General features: G+C 65.2%; 19 protein-coding genes. 8 read left to right on the forward strand and 11 right to left on the reverse strand.

Annotated features, from left to right (window positions below; translation table 11 throughout):
* Positions 1–11: 11 nt before the first annotated feature.
* From BFL43_RS20715 to BFL43_RS20730, 4 genes are all read right to left on the reverse strand, one after another.
* Entirely contained in the window at positions 12–737 is a 726-nt protein-coding gene (locus BFL43_RS20715) for an SIMPL domain-containing protein (protein ID WP_084894358.1), read from the reverse strand.
* Positions 731–1,660 (reverse strand): hypothetical protein, encoded by a 930-nt coding sequence (locus tag BFL43_RS20720; RefSeq protein WP_084894359.1) that lies wholly within the window; start codon positions 1,658–1,660, stop codon positions 731–733. The genes BFL43_RS20715 and BFL43_RS20720 overlap by 7 nt, the downstream gene beginning before the upstream one ends.
* Before the next feature lies 1 nt (position 1,661).
* Positions 1,662–3,167: a serine/threonine-protein kinase gene (locus BFL43_RS20725; RefSeq protein ID WP_084894512.1), complete on the reverse strand. Its 1,506-nt coding sequence runs from the start codon at positions 3,165–3,167 to the stop codon at positions 1,662–1,664.
* A 132-nt stretch (positions 3,168–3,299) separates the two neighbouring features.
* Positions 3,300–4,037: a TetR family transcriptional regulator gene (locus BFL43_RS20730; protein WP_240498392.1), complete on the reverse strand. Its 738-nt coding sequence runs from the start codon at positions 4,035–4,037 to the stop codon at positions 3,300–3,302.
* Between the two features lie 126 nt (positions 4,038–4,163).
* Between BFL43_RS20730 and BFL43_RS20735 the strand changes: the two genes are divergently transcribed.
* The 5 genes from BFL43_RS20735 to BFL43_RS20755 all read left to right on the forward strand — a co-directional run bounded on the left by BFL43_RS20735 (position 4,164) and on the right by BFL43_RS20755 (position 8,778).
* Positions 4,164–5,255 carry a ferredoxin reductase gene (locus tag BFL43_RS20735; RefSeq protein WP_084894361.1) on the forward strand — a complete coding sequence of 364 codons (1,092 nt, stop codon included), beginning with the start codon at positions 4,164–4,166 and terminating at the stop codon, positions 5,253–5,255.
* A gap of 77 nt (positions 5,256–5,332) precedes the next feature.
* Complete coding sequence (locus BFL43_RS20740) at positions 5,333–6,448, forward strand: acyl-CoA desaturase (protein WP_084894362.1); 1,116 nt, start codon at positions 5,333–5,335, stop codon at positions 6,446–6,448.
* Positions 6,449–6,501: 53 nt separating this feature from the next.
* The gene (locus BFL43_RS20745; RefSeq protein WP_084834476.1) at positions 6,502–6,699 is read left to right on the forward strand and encodes a hypothetical protein; all 198 of its coding nucleotides are present in this window, start codon (positions 6,502–6,504) and stop codon (positions 6,697–6,699) included.
* Positions 6,680–8,161, forward strand: coding sequence for an MFS transporter (locus BFL43_RS20750; protein ID WP_084894363.1), 1,482 nt, complete (start codon positions 6,680–6,682; stop codon positions 8,159–8,161). The genes BFL43_RS20745 and BFL43_RS20750 overlap by 20 nt, the downstream gene beginning before the upstream one ends.
* Positions 8,162–8,277: 116 nt before the next feature.
* Entirely contained in the window at positions 8,278–8,778 is a 501-nt protein-coding gene (locus tag BFL43_RS20755) for a DUF4395 domain-containing protein (RefSeq protein ID WP_084894514.1), read from the forward strand.
* Here the strand turns inward: BFL43_RS20755 and BFL43_RS20760 are convergent.
* The 5 genes from BFL43_RS20760 to BFL43_RS20780 form a co-directional block, all read right to left on the reverse strand.
* Positions 8,768–9,721 (reverse strand): Ppx/GppA phosphatase family protein, encoded by a 954-nt coding sequence (locus tag BFL43_RS20760; protein WP_084894364.1) that lies wholly within the window; start codon positions 9,719–9,721, stop codon positions 8,768–8,770. The genes BFL43_RS20755 and BFL43_RS20760 overlap by 11 nt on opposite strands.
* A complete protein-coding gene (locus BFL43_RS20765; RefSeq protein ID WP_084894365.1) occupies positions 9,718–10,254 on the reverse strand; it encodes a DUF501 domain-containing protein in 537 nt (178 codons plus the stop codon). Before BFL43_RS20765 ends, BFL43_RS20760 begins: the two co-directional genes overlap by 4 nt.
* A complete protein-coding gene (locus tag BFL43_RS20770) occupies positions 10,251–10,796 on the reverse strand; it encodes a septum formation initiator family protein (RefSeq protein ID WP_084894366.1) in 546 nt (181 codons plus the stop codon). Before BFL43_RS20770 ends, BFL43_RS20765 begins: the two co-directional genes overlap by 4 nt.
* Positions 10,797–10,829: 33 nt before the next feature.
* The gene (eno, locus tag BFL43_RS20775) at positions 10,830–12,116 is read right to left on the reverse strand and encodes a phosphopyruvate hydratase (RefSeq protein ID WP_084894367.1); all 1,287 of its coding nucleotides are present in this window, start codon (positions 12,114–12,116) and stop codon (positions 10,830–10,832) included.
* 126 nt (positions 12,117–12,242) lie between these two features.
* Positions 12,243–12,950: a lytic transglycosylase domain-containing protein gene (locus BFL43_RS20780; protein WP_240498399.1), complete on the reverse strand. Its 708-nt coding sequence runs from the start codon at positions 12,948–12,950 to the stop codon at positions 12,243–12,245.
* 386 nt (positions 12,951–13,336) lie between these two features.
* Here BFL43_RS20780 and efeU point away from each other — a divergent pair, with 386 nt between their 5' ends.
* The 3 genes from efeU to efeB are packed head-to-tail and all read left to right on the forward strand — an operon-like array spanning position 13,337 to position 16,828.
* The gene (efeU, locus tag BFL43_RS20785) at positions 13,337–14,224 is read left to right on the forward strand and encodes an iron uptake transporter permease EfeU (RefSeq protein ID WP_084894517.1); all 888 of its coding nucleotides are present in this window, start codon (positions 13,337–13,339) and stop codon (positions 14,222–14,224) included.
* Positions 14,225–14,256: 32 nt separating this feature from the next.
* Entirely contained in the window at positions 14,257–15,477 is a 1,221-nt protein-coding gene (gene efeO, locus BFL43_RS20790) for an iron uptake system protein EfeO (RefSeq protein ID WP_084894368.1), read from the forward strand.
* Between the two features lie 16 nt (positions 15,478–15,493).
* The gene (gene efeB, locus BFL43_RS20795; RefSeq protein WP_084894369.1) at positions 15,494–16,828 is read left to right on the forward strand and encodes an iron uptake transporter deferrochelatase/peroxidase subunit; all 1,335 of its coding nucleotides are present in this window, start codon (positions 15,494–15,496) and stop codon (positions 16,826–16,828) included.
* A gap of 77 nt (positions 16,829–16,905) precedes the next feature.
* Here efeB and BFL43_RS20800 read toward each other — a convergent pair whose 3' ends face one another.
* Both BFL43_RS20800 and mfd read right to left on the reverse strand, forming a co-directional pair.
* A complete protein-coding gene (locus tag BFL43_RS20800) occupies positions 16,906–17,580 on the reverse strand; it encodes a MazG family protein (protein WP_084894370.1) in 675 nt (224 codons plus the stop codon).
* Entirely contained in the window at positions 17,577–21,239 is a 3,663-nt protein-coding gene (mfd, locus tag BFL43_RS20805) for a transcription-repair coupling factor (protein WP_240498393.1), read from the reverse strand. The genes BFL43_RS20800 and mfd overlap by 4 nt, the downstream gene beginning before the upstream one ends.
* Positions 21,240–21,314: the final 75 nt, after the last annotated feature.

Consider the following 21,314-nt stretch of genomic DNA (forward strand, 5'->3'; position numbering starts at 1 on the left):
CTGGTGAACTGTCATTTCAGTTGCCATTTCACCGTCACCGAGAAGCTGACCGTCTGCTGGCCCGGTTCCAGGGGGACGGCGCTGCTGTCCATCGTGGACCGTTCGCCGGCTTGCACCTGCTGACCCGACGATGTCTCGTCGATGGTCAGCACCTTGCCCAACTCGTCGCCCGAGAGCCGGGCATACTGATCGGCGCGATCGCGCGCGTCGTTGAACGCCTGCTCGCGGGCGTTGACCACCAGATCGGAGTCGTCGTCGATGACGAACGAGACGTTGCTGATCCGGGTCGAGTTCCCTCCGGCCTCGACAGCGACCTCGAGTACGTTCGATGCCTTCGTCAGGTCGGTGATGTCGACCCGCAATGAGTTGGTCGCCCGGTATCCCGAGATCTGACTGGACCCACCCGGCACCGGATCGGAGTAGTCCGGGCTCAGGGTGACCTGCTGCGTCTGGATGTTCTCGCGGGGCACCCCGGCGTTCACCACCGCCTCGGTGATTGCTGAGATCTGCTGGTTGGCCGCGTTGACGGCCGTGGAGACGTCGTCACCGGTGGTCTCGACGCCGAGGTCGGCACGCAAGGTATCCGGCGCCCCCTCGACCTGCCCGTTGCCCACGACCGTCACGGACCGCTGATTTCCCGGGTCGGACGGCTCGTCGTCGCCGCAGGCCACGAGCCCTGTGATCAGGACGACGGACCCGGCGAGTGCAACGGCGGCCCTGCGCGCGCGACTCAACATTGCCCCGCAGGTAGCTCGTCGAGATTCTCCGTTATCCATGCACCGACGTCGTCGAGAACGGCGGTCCCGTCTTCGAAGGTCCCATTGTCTGGCGTCGTGGCCATGGTGACCACCACGTCCCCCGATTCAACGGGTATCACAGCCATCTGGCGCACCAGGTAATTCCCTTCGGTATCGGGCTGCGGGCCCCACCCACCTTTGACCGCAGTCCCCTCGATCGATTGGACGCCCCATTGCTGGGTTCCCCCGACCTCACGCATCAACGCCAGGACGCCCGCGCTGTCGGGCATACACGGGAGCTGCGACGCGAACCGCGCCTGTTCCATCAGACTCCATTCGGTCTGCCCGAAGGCCGTGAATCCGGCTCGAACGTTTTGTGACTGCACGACGGTGGTCGTGTCGCCTGCGCTTCGGAGGACGTCGGTGACCGCGGCCGCGGCCTCGGTGGGTGTGCCCAACATCTCCCAGAGCCGTTCCGCCGCAGCGTTGTCGGAGTTCATGATCGCCAGGTTGATGTCGGGTTGCGCGACCGCTCCGACCTCCCGCAGTGCGGCCAATGCGAGCGGGACCTTGATGGTCGACCACGACACCTCGGTGGGCAGGTCACCGAACAGCTGAGCGGGCGTGGTCCCGTTGACAGGTCCGATGGCGATCCCGACCGAACCGGGTTGCTCGTTCAGCATCGTTTGCAGACTTTGCGTCAGCCGGCGGGAGAACCCGGGCACCTCGGAGGCGACCGCCGACGTCCTCGTCGCCGGGTCAGCCGACGGATTCGGACTCGGCACCGTGACGGTGGTGGTCGACGTCGACGTGGAGATCGATGCGGGAGGATCATCGGAACCGGTACACGCCGCCGACGACAGGGCCACACACACGACGGCGGTCGCGAGTACAGACGGTCGCGACGCCCGGAGACCTGTCACGTCAGAAAAGGTGAACAACAGCGTTTTCTCCGCCCGTGCAGGTGACCGCAGATCCGGCCGGCGTGCACATCATCACATACGTGACACCCGTGACCGGGCTGGTCGCCAAGATCTGCCGCGGCTGGCCCGGCGCCCCACTGCCCGCGTAACTCACCCGGACCTCCTCTGCGAAAGCACAACTCGTCACCGCGGACCCGATCGCCGAACCGGTGAGAGAGCCGACGGGACCGTACACCGCCGGGCACGGTGTGGAACCCGGCGGTGGGCCGGCGGGTACCGGCGCCGGGGCCTGGGTGTTCTGCACCTGGCCGCCCGCGGTCTCGGTCACCGTGCTGACCGCAACCGCCGGGTCGTCACCGGCGTCGTCCTTGGAGCCGACGTACCAGACCAACAGCGCGGCAAGCCCTCCGAGGGCCAGCACGATGAGTCCTACCAGGGCGGCGATGATGACCTTCGACTGTGACCCGCCGCCGGGCCCGCCCGGCTGCGGACCCGTGAAGTACGCCGGTTGCTGACCTGTCCCGAAGTTCGGCGGAGGGGCCACCGGGCCGCTGTACATCGTCGGGTTGTATTGCGGGCCCGTGCCGGCGGGCGCCATACCGGGAGTCGTCGGCGGCGCGTAGGCGAACCCCCCGCCCGGAAATCCGGTCGCAATTGTTTGCGGGGCAGGGATATTCGATCCGGTGAGCGCAGCCCTCGCAGCAACCGCGAGCTGACCCGCGGTCTGGTAGCGATGTTCGGGCCGCTTCTCGAGCCCTTGCGCGATGACCTGATCGAACCCGACAGGGACCCCCGGTCGGACGCGAGAGGGCTGCGGCGCCGGGTTCAGCACGTGCGCCTTGACCGCAGAACTGATCGTGTCGGCCTGATGCGGCGTCGAACCGGTGAGACATTCGTGCAGAACGCAGGTCAGCGAGTACACGTCTGCCATCGGGGTGACGCGATCGTTGTCGAATCGCTCCGGCGCCATGTACCGGTACGAGCCGATCGCCAGCCCCGCGACGGTCAGTTGCGAATCGTCGCCGGAGTGGGCGATCCCGAAGTCGACGAGGTACGCGAAGTCACCTTCGGCCAGGATGATGTTCTCCGGCTTGATGTCTCGGTGGATGAGCCCGTCGGCATGCGCGGCGTCGAGGGCTCCGGCCACCTGCTCGATGATCTTGACGGCGCGGGCGGGATCCATCGCGCCACCCTCGCGCAGCGCTGCCCGCAGGTCCTGGCCGGTCACGAGCCGCATGTCGATGTACAGGACGCCGTCGATCTCGCCCCAGTCGTGGATGGGTATGACGTGTGGTTCCTGCAGCCGCGCCGCCGCATGCGACTCCCGGCGAAAGCGCTCCTGATAGGTCGGGTCCTGCGCCAACTCGACGTTCAAGAGCTTGAGAGCGACGGTACGGTCCTTCGCCGTGTCGTAGGCGCGGTACACCTCACCCATCCCGCCACGACCGATCAGGGCGTCGAGGCGATACACCCCGAATTGAGTGCCCGTCCGCGAACCTTCGACCATCGGTTTGCCTCCCAGCACCTGCGCGGCCGACTCTGGCCGCTCAAGGGAAACAATATTAATGGGGTAGGACACCGCCACGCAGCCGTGTGGTCTGAACAGATGGATGATCTGGCGGCGGATACGTCGGCCCGCTCACTCCTGGGACGGCTGCCAGCGACCCATGCCCAGAAACGCGATCACCAGTTGCTTTTCGGTGCGCCGGATCAGTTCGTCTTCCTCGTGTGTGTTGCGGCGGTCGAGTTCGACCAACTCCGCGACCGCGTGCAGCATCACCGTGACGATCAGGTCTCCGGCGACCTCGAGGTCGTCGGCAGGCCAGTTGGCCAGTTCCGGGATCCGGGACAGGTCGATGGCCAGTTCGCGTGAGAACAACTTCAGCTCTGTGTCGATCGCTCGGCGCACCTCACTGATACCGCCGTACTGTTCGCGCACCAGGAAACGGAACTGCGCCTCGTTGGCACGCGCCTGCCGCACCAGCACCGCCAGCGACTCCTTCGCGGTGGGCACGGCCGCCCTGGCCGCGAGATCACGCCTGCCGTCACGCAGCATGCGACGCAACGTCCGCATGGAGTCCTCGACCAGCGTGACCCCGACCTCCTCCATCGACGCGAAATGCCGATAGAACGCGGTCGGGACGATACCGGCGCGCTTGGTCACCTCCCGAAGACTGATCGAGGAAAAACTGCGCTCACCCACCAGCTCGAGGGTCTGATCGAGCAACGCCTGCCGGGTCCGACTCTTCTGTTCGGCGCGGGTGCGGGTCGAATCGTCGAGGCGCTCGACCGACGGTGAAACGCGCCGGGTACTGCGAGTACCCGAGCTGTGGTGTTTCGACGTCCGCGACACGCAGGTCAGTGTACGTCTGTGCACCCGCTGGTCCCCGAAGGCACCAAGCCGGACGTGATGGCGGTTACACATTGTTTCCTTGACTCGATGGGGTCAGGTGGTGCCACACTGTCTGTGTACAGATGTGCACTGAAATGAAAGGACACGCGGATGACCAAGTCACTTTCCGGATTCTTCGGTTCGGTGCTCGAAGCAGCCCTGACACCCCACCCCGTCGACCGCTACCTCGAACTCGTCGATCCACGCATCACCTGGACCGACCTGCGCGCCGAAGTGATCGCCGTCGATCGCCGGTCACCCCGCTCGGTCACGATGACCCTGCGCCCCACCCGGCAATGGACCGGCTTTGATGCCGGCCAGTTTGTGCAGCTCAGCACCGTTATCAAGGGGGTGCGCCACAGCCGCTGCTATTCGCCGGCCAGTAGCGCGCACCACCCCGACACCATCGAGTTGACCCTCACCAGCCACGACGATGGATTCGTCTCCAAGCATCTGCGCGAGAACGTCAGGAGTGGACAGGTGCTGGGCCTGCAGCCCGCAGCCGGCACCTTCACCCTGCCTGCCGAGCGCCCCGATTCCCTCCTGTTCATCAGCGGCGGCAGCGGCATTACACCCGTACTCTCAATGTTGAGAACACTTGTAGACGAGAACCATCGCGGTGACGTCACATTCGTTCATTACACGCGCAGCGCCGAGGACCACCCGTACTCGACCGAACTGGCGGACATCGCTGCGGCCCGTCCTGACTGGACCATCACCACCCACTTCACAAGGCCGGCGACCGAGACAGACACCGACACCGGCGGCCACTTCCGGCCCGACCACCTGGCCGGTCTCGACCTCGGCACATCGCAGGTGTTCCTGTGCGGACCGCCAGCCCTTCATGAATCGGTCTCCGACCATCTCACCGATCTCGGCGTGGAGGCGAACCTGCACACCGAGCAATTCGTGCTCGTCACGCCGGCGGACGTCGACGACGACGCTCCGGCACAAGGTCGGCTCAGCTTCGCCGCCAGCGGTACCGAGGCGGAGAACAATGGCAACTCGATTCTCGAGCAGGCCGAGAATGCCGGTCTGACACCAGAATTCGGGTGCCGCATGGGCATCTGCTTCTCGTGCAGCGCGGTCAAGAAGTCCGGTCTGACGAAGAACATCCTCACCGGCGAGACCGACACCGAATCCGACAAACACATCCAGCTGTGCATCAGCAAGCCCGTCGGTGACTGCGTCATCGACATCTGACGGTCATCGACATCTGACGGTCATCACTTGACTGAGTCCAGCCCCCGCAACACCCGACCGCTATCCAAGGAGTCATCATGACAACCACGGAACTAGTCCTCACCGAAGACCAGGTCGACGAGCTCGGCCGAGAGCTCGATGCCCTCAAGGCCCGCGTGGTCGCCGACCTCGGCGACAAGGACCGCGACTACATCTACTCGATCATCAAGGCGCAGCGCACCCTCGAGGTCGCGGGCCGCGCCCTCATGTACTTCCCGTTCATCCCGCCCGCCTGGCTGGCCGGCGTGGGCGCACTGAGCGTGTCGAAGATCCTCGACAATATGGAAATCGGTCACAACGTCATGCACGGCCAGTACGACTGGATGCGTGAGCCGAGCCTCAACTCTCGCGAGTTCGAATGGGACACAGTCTGTCCTGCCGATCAGTGGCGTCACAGCCACAACTACATGCACCACACCTTCACAAATATCGTCGGTCAGGATCGCGACATCGGGTACGGCATCCTGCGTATGGACCGTGACCAGAGCTGGAATCCCTACTACCTGGGCAACCTCGTCTACGCCAGCGCATTGATGATCCTGTTCGAGTGGGGCGTGATGCTCCACGACCTCGAGGCCGAGAACATCGTGCAGGGCAAGCGCAAGTGGACCGACATCAAAGGCCTGGTCAAGGGGATGTGGCGCAAGGCCAGCCGACAGGTGCTCAAGGACTACGTCGTGTACCCGGCGCTCACCGGCCCGTTCTTCGTCACCACCCTCGTCGGCAACGTCAGTGCGAACCTCGTCCGCAACCTGTGGACGTTCTCGATCATCTTCTGTGGTCACTTCCCTTCCGGGGTACAGACTTTCACCCAGGAAGAAACAGCGAACGAGACCCGCGGTCAGTGGTACCTGCGCCAGATGCTCGGCTCCGCGAACATCACCGGCACACCGCTGTTCCACATCATGAGCGGAAACCTGTCGCACCAGATCGAACACCACCTGTTCCCTGACATTCCGGCCAACCGTTACCCGGAAATCTCAGGCGAGGTGAAAGCGCTCTGCGAACGGTACGGATTGCCTTACAACACCGGCAGTTTCAGTCACCAGATCGGGTCGACCTGGCGCAAGATCGCGCGCCTGTCACTGCCCAATTCCTGGGTGGCCGATGACGCACAGTTCAGTGTTAAGGTCGAGTCGCAAGTTGCCGCGTAGCGGGCCACTCGGGGGGTCCGAGTCGGGTATCGGCATCGGAACGGAAGGCTCACATGGTCTCGCAGTTCGAGCGGAACAAAGACATCGCCCAGGAGTTGATCGAGTCGACCGCCCACCGCGTGGGCCGGATCGCCTCGATCATCACCGGGGCCGTCATCGACGTCACCCACGAGATCGGTGACCTCATCAGCGACGGAATCGAGATGCGCGACGCCGCACGCAGGGCTCGCGATGACAACCACGACGTTTAAGCGCCGCAACCTGGCGATGGCGATCCTCGCCTTCGCCATGTTCATGGATCTGATGGACGTGACGATCGTCAACGTCGCGATCCCGTCCATCCGCGACGATCTCGGCGCCAGCCCGGCCCAGATCGAATGGCTGGTCGGTGGTTATGTGCTGGCGTTCGCCGGTGTCCTGATCACTGCGGGACGTCTCGGCGACCGGTACGGCAGACAACGGATCTTCCTGATCGGCATCATCGGCTTCACGTTGGCGTCGGTGCTGGCGTCGACTGCGCAGACCGGCAGCATTCTTGTCGCCTCCCGCGTGCTCCAGGGATTCTTCGCGGGACTGATGGTGCCGCAGGTGCTCGCCAACGTGCAGGTTCTGTACCGCCCGAAGGAACGTGCACCGGTGTTCGCGATACTCGGTGTCATCACGGCGATGGCCGCGGTGATCGGTCCGGTCCTCGGCGGCTGGCTGGTCACCAACAACCCCATCGGGGGCGAGTGGCGGTCCATCTTCTTCATCAACGTCCCGATCGGCATCATCATCGCCGTCGCCGGGTACTTCCTGGTCCCCAACACCAAGTCCGAGAAGGTCACCGATCTCGACATCGTCGGGGTGGTGCTCGCCGTCGGTGGCGTGTTGCTCCTGGTGTACCCGCTGGTGGAGGGGCGTCAGCTCGGTTGGCCCGCGTGGTCGTTCGTGATGATGGCGCTCTCACCGGTTGCGTTGACGGCGTTCGTCTTCCAGCAGAAGCGCCGCACCGCGGAGGGCAGCGCACTGATCCCCCTTCGGCTGTTCGGCAACCGCGGATTCGTCGGCGGTTCAGCGATCCAGTTTCTCTTCCAGGGCTCGATCACCTCGTTCTTCCTGATCCTCGCCATCTATGTACAGGTGGGCCTGGGCTTCGAGGCCATCACCGCCGGCGCGATGACGCTGCCGTTCAGCGTCGGCGCCGTGCTCGCCGCCGGGGTTGCAGCAGCGCTGACCACCAAACTGGGACGCACCCTGCCGCTGGTCGGCGCGGTGATGATGAGCGCAGGCACTGCGTGGACCATTCAGGTCATCCGGTCGTCGGACGCGGCGTTCTCCAGTTGGGACACGGTGGTCCCCATGGGCCTGGCCGGCCTGGGGTTGACCATCATGCTCGTGCCTCTCCTCGACATCGCACTCTCGACCGTCGACGTCAACGACTCCGGCGCAGCGTCTGGCACCCTGACCACCTTCGCCCAGGTCGGCGGAGCGGTCGGCGTCGCGGTCACCGGCGTGCTGTTCTTCGGTGAGGCCGGCCGGTACACACAACCCGAACTCTTGCATGCGCTCTCTGTCGCGGCCTGGGTACCGATCACCGGCTACGCGCTGTGCGCACTGGCGAGTTTCCTGCTCCCGGGCCTCGGTGCGGTCCGCAAGCATGCCGAAGAACAGGAACGCATCGCCGACATAGAAGAGGCGCGGCTCGCCATGCAAGCCCCCGCTCCCCAATGATGGGTCGTTCTGGCGAGCATTTCCCCAGGTGGGCATCGCCAGAAGGGCCCATCATCGGTTTGGGGCGGGTTGGTCTAAAGGTTGGGCATGCGGGCCCCGGTGAGTAGCGTGTGCCTGTGCTGACTTTTCCGAACCCGGTCAACGACTACGCCGCCCGGTCCACCGCAGGCCTCGTCGTCCTCTTGGCAGTCGTTGCGATCATCGTGAACCACCCGATCGTGTATGCGTTGCTGGCCATCGGATTCGCGCTGCGCGTGGCGTCGGGACCGACACTGTCGCCGTTCGGTCAGCTGTCGGTGCGAGTGATCGTGCCGTACGTGATCAAGAAGACCAAGCTCGTCCCGGGACCGCCGAAGCGATTCGCCCAGACGATCGGGCTCGTCGTCAGCGGGACCGCCCTGGTGCTGTCGTTGCTCGGATTCGGCCTGGGCGCCCAGATTGCGACCGGCGTCCTGATCGTCGCGGCCCTACTCGAGTCCGTGCTCGGATTCTGCCTGGGCTGCACCATCTTCGGCTACCTGCAGCGGTGGGGAGTCATCCCGGACAGTGTCTGCGAGGCATGTAACAACATCTCACTGAGAAGTCGGGAGACCAGTGGCGAGCAGGTCAGTGGCTGACCAGTAGCGACAGGGCTATTCCGTCGAGGATGTCGTGCTCCGAGACAACCAACTCGGTGATCGACGTCTTCTCCGCGATGATCCGAGCCAGTTCCAGGGTGACCAGCGAGCCGCCACCGATGACGTCGACGCGACCTTCGTGCATGGGCCCGAGTGCCGCCCGCTCGCTACGCGACATCCGGACCAGACGCCAGCAGACGTCCGACAGAGCTCCGAAGTCGACGCGCGAGAGATGGATGAGCTCGGGGTCGTAAACGGGTAGGTCCGCTGCCAGTGCCGCCAGAGTGGTCATGGTGCCTGCGACCCCGACAAAAGTACGCGCACCGTCAACCGAGACGCGAGAGAAGGCGTCGCTCAGAAGCTCCTCGATGACCGAACGAGCGGCGGAGATCTCCTGGTCGGTCGGCGGATCGCTGTGCAGGCATCGTTCGGTGAGGCGGACACAGCCGATGTTCGCCGAATATGCGGCGTGCACACCGCCGGAGTCCCCGACGACCACCTCGGTGGATCCTCCACCGAGATCGACCACCACGAACGGTCCCTGCGCCGGGTCCAGATCGCCGACGGCGCCGGCGAAAGACAACCGCGCTTCCTCGTCACCGGTGATGACTTCGGCAACGCTTCCCGGTACAACCTGTCCCAGCAGATCGCGGGTCATCGTGAAGAACTCGTCCCGGTTCGAGGCATCGCGGGACGCCGACGTCGCCACCATCCGTACGGCGGTGACGCCGTGCTGCTTCATGGTTGTCACGTAGTCGGCCAGGGCCACGCGGGTGCGCTCGATCGCCTCGTCGGCGAAGGAGCCTGTGGCATCGACACCTTGACCGAGTCGTACGACCCGCATCTCTCGGTGCAGATCGACCAGCCCGGCGTCACCTGCACGCGCGACGAGAAGCCGGATCGAGTTGGTACCGCAGTCCACGGCTGCGACGATCTCCGTCATTCGTCCGACGTCCGCGCCGGCGGCCAGTCCGCGGGGATGGCCGTCCCGCGGAGCCCGGCATCCGCGGCCAGCGAGACCGCTTCGTCGCCGAGAGGATTCACCCCCGGGCCTTTCGCCAGCGAATGCGCGATCAGGACATGCAGGCACTTGACCCGATCCGGCATTCCGCCGCCGGTGAAGTCGGTGCCGAGCTCTTCGATGGCGTCGCGTTCAGCGAGGTACGACTCATGCGCCCGCCGATAGTGCGCCGCCAGGTCCGGATCCTCAAGGAGTCGGGCACTCATCTCCCGCATGACCCCACCCGATTCTTGACGACTGGCCTCCGCGGTGAGCCGTGGATCGGTCAGGTAGAACAGCGTCGGGAACGGCGTACCGTCCGGCAGCCGTGGCGCGGTCTTGACGACCGCGGGCTGCCCGTCCGGTGTGCGGAAGGCAATCTCGAGCACCCCACGCGGGGCGCGCCCGAGCTGCCGTGCCACCACATCCAGATCATCCTGCGAGACAGCAGAGTTCGGTTCGGAAGCAGACATCATTTCTCGGGTGCCGATACCGAATTCCACAGATTCGTGTACCAGGGGTTGGCGGCCTGCTTCTCTGCTTTGCGCTCTTCGTCAGACATGGCCGGCGGAACGGGGTACTGCATCAACAACGGCTTCTCCCCCGGCATCACGAACTGCAGGCGCTCGCGGGCCTGCGCCTCGATGTACGCCGGATCGTTTTGTTCGGCGACCTTCTCCTCGTAGTCGCGCACCTCCGCCTGGAGTTGCGCATTGCTCGACCGGAGCTCGTCGAACTCCGTCTGCTGCGAGAAGTAGGTTCGCATCGGCACGGCGAGAGTCAGCGCCAGCAGGCTCAGCACCGCCGCCAGCACGACCGCGCGTTTGGGGTTGATGCTCTCCCACCGCGACGACAGCGACGCCGCTCCACGGGGCAGGGTGAGCGATGGCGTGACCCGCTCGCGCACCGTGGCACGCGAGCGAGACGGACCACCTCGCGCAGCTCTGCGCGGGGTCGTCCGGGTCGGACCCTTGCCGACGTCGGCGGGACTCCGCCTCCGATTCGACCTCTCAGCCATCACTCATCTGTCCACCAGTCCGTCGTCGCCCGCTCAGCTCTCAAAGGAGAACCGCGGGAAGGCGAGGTCGCCCGCGTAGCGCGCGGCGTCTCCGAGACCTTCTTCGATGCGCAGGAGCTGGTTGTACTTGGCAACACGCTCGCTGCGGGCGGGGGCACCGGTCTTGATCTGTCCGCAACCACACGCCACGGCGAGGTCGGCGATGGTGGTGTCCTCGGTCTCTCCCGAACGGTGGCTCATCATCGTCTTGTAGCCGTTGTTGTGCGCCAGCGCCACGGCGTCCAGGGTCTCGGTGAGGGTGCCGATCTGGTTGACCTTCACCAGCAGCGCGTTTGCGGCGCCGCGGTTGATGCCGTCTTCGAGACGCTCCGGATTGGTGACGAAGAGATCGTCGCCGACGAGCTGCACCTTGTCACCGATGGCCTCGGTCAGTGCGACCCAGCCGTCCCAGTCGTCTTCTGAGAGCGGATCCTCGATCGACACCAGCGGGAAGTCGTTGATCAGTTCCTCGTAGAACGCCGTCATCTCCGCAGCCGTGCGGTTGGTGCCCTCGAACGCGTATCCGGTTCCCTCGGTGTGGAATTCGGTTGCCGCGACGTCGAGTGCGAGCGCGATGTCGGTGCCCAGCTTGAGACCGGTCTTGCCGATGGCCTCGCTGATGAGCTCGAGAGCCGCCTTGGTTCCCGCGATGTCCGGGGCGAAACCACCCTCATCACCCAGACCCGTCGACAGTCCCTTGGCCTTGAGCACGGACTTGAGCGCGTGGTAGACCTCGGCACCCCAGCGCAGCGACTCCTTGAACGTCGAAGCCCCGATCGGTGCCACCATGAACTCTTGTACGTCGACGCCGGTGTCGGCGTGCGCGCCACCGTTGACGATGTTCATCATCGGTACGGGCAGGATGTGAGCGTTGGGTCCGCCGATGTAGCGGAAGAGCGGGAGACCCGCCGACTCGGCAGCACCCTTGGCGACCGCGAGGGAAACACCGAGGAGCGCGTTGGCGCCGAGGCGCGACTTGTCAGGGGTGCCGTCCAGGTCGAGGAGGGCCTGGTCGACGAGACGCTGATCGTCAGCCTCGATACCGATCACGGCAGGCGCGATCTCGCCGAGCACGGCCTCGACCGCCTTGGTCACGCCCTTACCGCCGTACCGTTCGCCACCGTCACGGAGTTCGACCGCCTCGTGTTCACCGGTCGACGCGCCTGACGGCACTGCAGCACGAGTGAACGTGCCGTCATCGAGCACCACTTCCACCTCGACTGTTGGGTTGCCCCGCGAATCGAGGATCTCGCGCGCTCCGACCTGATCGATGCTGGCCACGGCATAACTCCTTCGGGTCTTGAACTCACCGCCGACAACGCGAGTGGTCTCGGCTTATCGCTACAGAGCCTAATGCCCAACACTCTCGGACACTGACTGACGCACCGGTAGAGCGCCAGTTAACGATCAGTAGGCCACGTTGACCGAGTACGCATTGGCGTGATCTCGCACGTCCAGGACGTACTGCATGGAGTTGTTGTAGACCTTCACGGCCTTCTCCCAGCCCTGCGGCGTGGTCAGGTCGCCGCCGGACACGCACAGGTACCGAGCAGCCGACAGCGCGGCATCGTCGATGTTGTCCATGTCGGCGCGGCCGTCGCCGTTGGCGTCGACCCCATACCGCTCCCAGGTGGTGGGGATGAACTGGAACGGGCCCATGGCGCGGTCGAGTTGATCATCGCCGTCGAGGGTCCCGGAGTCGGTGTCGGCGATGTGCGCGTTCCCGGAGGTGCCGTCCAGGGGTACTCCGCGGATCTCGGGCGAGACGTCACCGTTCGCCGCGATCTGCGACCCGCGATACGTCCCGTGCTTGCTCTCAACGCCTGCGATGCCGGCCAGGGTGGTCCACGAGATGCCACATTCGGGGTGCTGCTGCCGCTGTATCTCCGCCGCGTTGCCGTAGGCCTGGAGCGAGACCAACGGGATCTTCGTCTGCTCGGCGATCGAGGTCGCCCAGTCCCGCAACAGCTCCGCGGTACGGCCGGGGGTGTTGACGTCGAAATACGGAACCGGTGCACCGGGGTTGGGCGGAATGCCATCGGGGATGGCGACCTCCGGCTTCGACGGCAGGTCGAGGCAACTCGTGGTCACCAGCACCGCCGACGCCACTGCGATCGCAACCGCGACCCGGCCGAGGACAGAACTCCTCCGGCCGGCCGGTCTACGCCGTACTCCTGTCGCCACCCTCATCCTCACCGTCTCCATGCCTCGGTACTTCCGTAGGCCTCGGTACTACCGCCAAGCGTTCGGCCACCCGATGTGGTCCGGTTCCACTGTGCCTGATCGACGCGTCGATCACGGGTATCAAATCGCGGGCGTCGGTCAGACGTGAGCTCGAACGAAATGTCCGTTATGTACGAATTCGTAGATCAGCGCAGAATCTGGACATTGTTCTCTTTTGGGACCAACTCTCAGGCGGCGGTATTGGTTCCCCGGATTGCGCGCTACGATCGCTCGGTTAGGCAATGCGACCCTAACGATCCCTAGAGGAGCTGACTTTGTTGAACTTGGCTGCGGACAGCTCTGGCCCCTCGGTCGCGACCCAACTCTTCGGGAGTGGCCTCATCGGCGTCCGCGAGGGTCTCGAGGCCGGCATCGTGGTGATGATCTTGGTCGCGTTTCTCGTGAAGTCCGATCGTCGGGACGCATTGAAGTGGGTATGGGTAGGGGTCGGCGCCGCAATCGCGATGGTGTTGATCATCTTCGCGGTGATCCACTACGGAACCTCCACCGTCACCGGGCTGACCGCGGAGGCGATCGCCGGGGTCTCCTCGCTCGCCGCCGTGGTGATCGTGACCTTCATGGTGTTGTGGATGAAGCGCGCGGCCGCCTCGATCTCCGGCGAACTGAAGGAATCCATGGCCCGTGCCCTGGAGGTCGGTTCCGGCGCAGTGGTGCTGCTCTCGTTTCTGGCGGTCGGCCGCGAGGGGGTCGAGACCGCACTGCTGATGGTCGGCTATGCCGAGAACACCTCGGGCAGCAACTGGCCACTGGTCGGGTTGATACTCGGTGTGCTGATCGCCGTCGTCCTGACAGTGCTGCTCTACCAGGGAACCGTCCGGATCAACTTCCAGAAGTTCTTCACCTATACGGGCATTTTCCTGGTGTTCGTCGCCGCCGGCATGCTGGCCTACGCCATTCGTGCCCTGCAGACCGTCGGCTGGTTGCCCGGCCTGTCGAACACGGCGTTCAACCTCACCTCCTGGTACGACCAATCCTCCTGGTACGGAACAGTTCTCGCCGGGATCTTCAACTTCCGCCCCGATCCCACCGTATTGCAGGTGGTCGGCTGGGCGACCTATCTCGTCGTCGTCATGACCGCGTTCCTGTGGCCGCGACGGACGAAGACCGCACCACCTCACCCAACTCCCACGTCGGCCGTCGCCTAGCTCCGGTCACCTAAGAAAGGCAGTACTCCCACATGAAACGAACCCGATCCACGAAGGTCGTGGCGCTGATGTGCGCGGCGGTCGCCGGCCCGCTCGTCCTTGCGGCGTGTACCGACAAGACCGAGGCCTCCGAGGGCGACATCGCGGTGAGCACCACCGACGACACCTGCGATCTCGCGAGCACCGATGCCGAGACCGGCAACGTCTCGTTCAATGTCACCAACAATGGCGACAAGGTCACCGAGTTCTACGTGTACGGCAACAACAACCGGGTGCTCGGTGAGGTCGAGAACATCGGCCCTGGCCTGACCGGCAAGCTCACCGTCGAGATCGTGGAGCCCGGTAAGTACGAAACCGCCTGCAAGCCGGGCATGGTCGGTACCGGGATCCGCACCGAACTCAACGTCACGGGCGAGACCAAGGAGAAGGCGAAGGCCCCCGCTGACGTCGAGCAGGCCAAGGCCTCGTACCTCGACTACGTCCGTGGCCAGGTCAACGGGTTGGCGGCACAGACCGCGACATTCACCGCCGCGGTGAAGGCGGGCGACCTCGAAGCCGCCAAGAACCAATTCGGCCTGACCCGTACGTTCTATGAACGCATCGAGCCGGTCGCGGAGTCGTTCCCAGATCTCGACCCCGCGATCGACATGCGTTGGGATGACACCGAAGACGGTGCGCAACCGTTCACCGGCTTTCATCGCCTCGAACGATTCCTGTGGGCTCCGCAGCAGGCCGACATCGGCGACAACCCGGGCGATGTGACCCAGGCCGACTTCGACAACGCCGTCGCGACCGACAACAAGGCCGAAGCCGACAAGGCTGCGGATGCGTTGCTGGCCAACGTGAACACCCTGAAGGAAGAAGTCGACAAGACCGACTTCACCTTCGAGACCGGTTCTTTCGTCAAGGGACCGCAGGCTCTCATCGACGAGGTCGCGGCGACCAAGGTCGGCGGCGAGGAAGACCGCTACAGCCACACCGACCTGTGGGACTTCGCGGCCAACGTCGATGGCTCCGAAACCTTGATCGCGGCGATGCAGCCGATCATCTCGGCCAAGAATCCCGAGCTCATGGACAAGATCACTGCTCAGTTCGCAGCGGTCCGCACGTCGATCGAGCAATATCAGACCGCCGACGGCTTCCAGTCGTACGACCAGGTACCGGAAGACGCCCGCAAGACCTTCTCCGATCAGATCGATGCGCTCTCGCAGAGCCTGAGCCTCGTCCCCGGATTGGTGATGGGCCAGTCGTGACCCCGGCAGCGCAATCATGATCGAACCCGAGGGCGACGCGACCGACGAGACGGCGTCACCAGGCACCGAGCACCGCACCGGCGTGACCCGCCGTGTGGTGCTCGGCGCCGCCGGTGTCGGGGCGGTCGCTGCCGCCGCGGCAGGTGGTGTTGTGGTGGGTCGCTCGACCGCAGCCGAATCGGCGGCCGACGCACGCGCCCACATCGTCCCCTTCTATGGCCGGCGACAGGCAGGGATTATCACCGAGGCGCAGGACCGCCTGCATTTCGCATCATTCGATGTGATCACCGACGACCGCGACGAGCTGATCGACATGCTCAAGCGATGGACCGCAGCGGCCGAGCGGATGACCCGGGGGCTGGACACCGTCGAAGGCGGCGCCCTCGACCTGGGTGACTACACTCCCCCGGCCGATACCGGTGAGGCCCTAGGCCTTTCGGCGGCTTCGCTGACCTTGACCATCGGCTTCGGGCCGGGATTGTTCGGCCCGAATGCCGCCAACCCGACCGGCGTCGACCGCTTTGGTCTCGCCGATCGGAAGCCTGCTGCACTGCAGGATCTACCGGCCTTCGTCGCCGACGCGATCGAACGTCCACGCAGTTTCGGTGACATCGGCGTCCAGGCCTGCTCCGACGACCCCCAGGTCGCGGTACATGCGATCCGCAATCTTGCGCGCATGGGTTTCGGAGTGGTCAGCGTCCGGTGGTCCCAGCTCGGCTTCGGGCGGACGTCGTCGACAACCACCACGCAGGCAACACCGCGAAACATGTTCGGGTTCAAAGACGGAACCTCGAACATCAAAGCCGATGACACGGCGGCACTGGATCAGCACGTCTGGGTCGCAGGCTCCGACAATCCGCCCGGCGCACAATGGATGACCGGTGGCACCTACCTCGTGGCCCGGCGCATCCGGATGGACATCGAACCGTGGGACCGGGCGATGCTGCTGGAGCAGGAACAAATCGTTGGCCGGTTCAAGGGCAACGGCGCCCCACTGGGCAAAGTCGACGAGTTCGACGACCCGGATTTCAACATCGGCGACGGCACCGGGCCGTTGATCGCACGCAATGCCCATGTGCGCCTGGCTCATCCGGACAATCTGGGCGGCGTACGAATCTTGCGGCGCGGCTACAACTTCACTGACGGATCAGATGGTTTCGGTCACCTCGACGCCGGCCTGTTCTTCATTGCCTATTGCCGCGACGCGCACACCCAGTTCGTCCCGATGCAACGGGCGCTGGCGAGCAAGGACGCCATGATGGAGTACCTCATGCACACCGGCACCGCGTTGTTCGCCTGTCCCCCGGGCCTGCAAGAAGGCGAATACTGGGGTCAGCACCTCTTCACCTGACCCGCCCCGACCCGATCTTGGTGGGTTCTGGCGAGCAAACCCGCAGGTCGACGTCGCCAGAACCCACCAAAATCGGGCTAGTGGGGGTAGTGGGTGCGCCAGTAGTCTTCGTTCTTGAGTTCACCGGATCCGGCGGCGGTTTCGGCGAGGCGGATCTTTGCCATGAAGGCGAGCACCGACCGGCGCAGCTCATCTTCGATGCTGGGTCCATCGGCGACCACTCGAATGTCGGTGACATCCTTCGGCAGGAGATCGCGCGGGAAGCCGGCGGCGGCCAGACGTTCGAGAACCTTCTGGGCCAGTGCGAGCGATGGCTGACCGGTCGCGACGCCGTCCAGCACCGATCCCCGCGCCTTCTCCGCAGCCTTGCGTGACTCCCATTCGTCGAGCTGGGTCTGCAGATCGATGTCGCTGCCGCTCAGGACGCCTTGGGTACGTGCAGAGATCTTGGTGGTGAAAGCCCTTGCCACATCATCGATGTCGAACGGCTCATCGGCGCGGTCGGCCGCGATCCGGGCGTGGAAGAGCACCTGCAGCAGGATGTCGCCCAGCTCTTCGAGCAGGTGATCGCGATCCCCCGAGTCGATGGCGTCGAGCAATTCGTAGGTCTCTTCGACCAGATAACGCCGCAGTGATTCGTGGGTTTGATCCCTCTCCCAGGGTCCGGCGCGCCGCAGCCGGTCCATCAGCTCGACGGCTGCGAGCAACTCGTAACCGCTGGCTGTGCCGTCGCCGCCGGAGTCGTCGGTCATTTCTTGCCGGCGGCCTCTGCGGTCGCCTCACCGGGCAGGCGCATGTTGACGGACCCAGGCGTGCGCCCGTCCACGACGAGCATGAGATCGGCGACCACCTGCACCAGGTCGACGTCGCGCACCCGATCGCTGCCGATGCCGCCGGTCCGCGGTATCGGCAGTCCGACAACGCCGGTGGTGGCCCGATAGACGACGCTCGGATACAGCCGCTTGAGCCGGACCTGCTGAGAATCGAGGAGTTTGAGCGGCGACACCTTGATCTGACTGCCCGCGACTCCGACCTCGGTGACACCGAGTTCACGCGCGAGCTGCCGCAGTTTCGCGACGGAGACCAGCCGCGACACCTCCGGCGGCAACGGGCCGTAACGGTCGACGAGCTCGTCAACGACGCCGGCGATCTCTTCGGCGGTGTCGGCGGAGGCGAACTTCCGGTACGCCTCGAGTCGCAACCGGTCCGAGTCGACGTAATCGGGCGGGATGTGGGCATCGACGGGCAGGTCGATGCGGACCTCGCGGTCTTCCTCGGCGGCAATCGGCCTGCCGTCTGCAGCGGCTCGGTAGGCTTCCACGGCCTCGCCCACCAGCCGGACATAGAGGTCGAATCCGACGCCGGCGACGTGACCGGATTGTTCCGCGCCCAACACGTTTCCGGCGCCGCGCAGCTCGAGGTCCTTGAGGGCCACCGCCATTCCGGCGCCGAGTTCGTTGTTCTGCGCGATGGTCGCGAGGCGGTCGTACGCGGTTTCGGTCAACGGCTTGTCACCGTTGTAGAGGAAGTACGCGTACCCGCGCTCCCGGCTGCGGCCGACACGTCCACGCAGCTGATGGAGCTGCGAGAGTCCGAGGACCTCGGCACGGTCGACGATCAGGGTGTTGGCGTTCGAGATGTCCAGGCCGGTCTCGATGATGGTGGTGCACACCAGGACGTCGTATTCGCGATCCCAGAAGCCGGTGACCGTACGTTCGAGTAGATCCTCGCCCATCTGCCCGTGCGCCACGACAACCCGGGCCTCGGGAAGCATCTCCTTGATCTGGGCCGCGGTCTTGTCGATGGTGCTCACCCGGTTGTGAACGTAGAAGACCTGGCCGTCGCGGAGCAGCTCGCGGCGGATGGCGGCCGCGACCTGCTTCTGCTGATAGGCGCCGACATAGGTCAGCACCGGATGCCGTTCCTCCGGGGGCGTCAAAATCGTCGACATCTCGCGGATCCCGGCCATCGACATCTCCAGGGTTCGCGGGATGGGCGTCGCCGACATGGTCAACACGTCGACGTGGGTACGCAGCGCCTTGATGTGTTCCTTGTGCTCGACACCGAAGCGCTGCTCCTCGTCGACCACCACCAGTCCGAGATCTTTCCAGCGCACGCCGGAGGCGAGCAACCGGTGGGTTCCGATGACGATGTCGACGCTGCCGTCGGCGAGGCCGTCGATGACCTTGCGCGATTCCTTGGTGTCGGTGAACCGCGACAATCCCGCGACCGTGACCGGAAAGCCCTGCATGCGTTCGGTGAAGGTGGCCAGATGCTGTTGCGCGAGAATGGTTGTCGGCACGAGAACCGCGACCTGCTTGCCACTCTGGACCGCTTTGAAAGCGGCGCGCACGGCGATCTCGGTCTTGCCGTATCCGACGTCGCCGACGACCACGCGGTCCATCGGCACAGGGCGTTCCATGTCGGCCTTCACCTCGCCGATGACCGTGACCTGGTCCATCGTCTCGGTGAACCCGAAAGCATCTTCCATCTCGCGCTGCCACGGGGTGTCCGGCTCGAAGGCGTAACCGGGGGCGGCGTGCCTGGCGGCATACAGCTGCACCAGCTCACCCGCTATCTCCCGAACAGCCTTGCGCGCTTTGCGTTTGGTGTTCTGCCAATCCGAGCCACCGAGTTTCGACAGTGACGGGGTCTCGCCGCCGACGTATCGCGAGAGCTGATCGAGCGAGTCCATGGGCACGAACAACCGGTCGCCGGGGTGGCCGCGTTTACTGGGTGCGTATTCGATCACCAGGTACTCGCGCCGTGCGCCGCCGATCGTCCGTTCGATCATCTCGACGAACTTGCCGATGCCGTGCTGGTCGTGCACCACCATGTCGCCGGCCGTCAGGGCCAGCGGGTCGACCTGGTTGCGGCGCTTGGCCGGCAGTCTGCGACCGTCTTTGGCGCCCGTGATCCGGGCGCCGGTGAGGTCCGGTTCGGTGGCGATGACCAGTCCGGCGTCTGGTAGCACCAGACCCGAGGTCAGCGCGCCACGCAGGACGGAAACGATGCCGGGCTCGGGCAACTCGCCGGCCTCGGCCAGCTTCGCCGCGACATCGGCTTCGCCGAGACGTTCGACGATGCGTTCGGCCGTACCCGCACCGGCTGCGACGATGGCCGCCCGGTTCCCGGCATTGATGTGCACGCGAAGGGCGGCAAAGGTTTTGGCAACTTCGCTTTCGTCGCCACGCGGAGCGGGTCCGGCCGAGAGGGTCAGCTCTGTGCCGATTCCGATCGGGCTCAGGGTCCACCAGAGCCGGTCCGCTGCGACGGTCTGCGCGTGGACGTCGGTGAGTGACCGGTAGGCACTGTCCTCGAGGTGCAGGACCTCACCGAGATCGATGGGTGCCTCCGCGCCGCCACCGGCGGCCGTCCAGGACGCTTCGAGGAACTCTGCACCCGTCCGGGCCAGATCGGAGGCGCGGGTCCGGACCTTCTCCGGGTCGAGAACCAGGACGTGGGTGCCCGCGGCCATCACCTCGGTCAGCAGTTGCATCTGTCCGGGGACGAGCGCTGGGATGAGCGCCTCCATACCCTCGGTCGCGATTCCGTCGGACAACTTGGTGAGCATTTCCACCAGCGGTCCGGTCGAACTCTTCTCGGCGTCGGTACCCGACGCCGAGACCCGCTCGGCGAGGTCGGCGGCACGCATCCTGACCCCGTCGGTCAGCAACAGTTCGCGGCACGGATGGATGTGGACCAGTTTCATGTCCACTTCGGGTTGGCTGCGTTGATCGGCGACCGAGAACGCCCGCTGTTCGGTGATCTCGTCGCCCCAGAACTCGACGCGTACGGGGTAGTCGGTCGTCGTCGGGAACACGTCGAGGATGCCGCCGCGCACCGCGAACTCGCCACGTTTGCCGACCATGTCGACGCGGGTGTACGCGAGCTCCACCAGCTTGGCGATGAGATTGTCGAAATCGACGTCGGCGCCCTCTTGCAGCGTGATCGCATCAAAATCGCCCAGACCGGGCGCCATCGGCTGGACCAGCGAGCGGACGGTTGTCACCACGACCTTGAGCGGTGGGCCGTAGCTCTCTTCTTCGGGATGCCGGAGGCGATGCAGCACCCGCAGGCGCTGACCGACGGTGTCCGCAGACGGGGACAACCGCTCGTGCGGCAGCGTCTCCCACGACGGGAACTGACTGACGGTCTTACCGACCATGTCGCGCAGTTGCGCGGTGAGTTCGTCGGCCTCGCGCCCGGTGGCCGTGACCACGAGGATCGGATCCGGCGCGGCGGCAGCCATCGCGGCGATCACGAACGGCCGCGCCGCGGGCGGCCCCACGAACTCATGTTCCGGTGTTCCGAGTTTGGCCACGAGACCGGTCAGCGCAGCGTCGGACGCCGCGATCTGTGCCAGTCCCGACAGCTGTCCCGTGAAAAATGCAGCAGAGGGCCCAGTCACATCATTCAGTTTACGGGTGCCCGGTGACAATCGTTCACGCAGCTGGCCCCGGTGCGAACCGATACGCGATCGCCC

This window comes from Williamsia sp. 1135 (genome assembly GCF_002095395.1).
Classification (GTDB): Bacteria; Actinomycetota; Actinomycetes; order Mycobacteriales; family Mycobacteriaceae; genus Williamsia.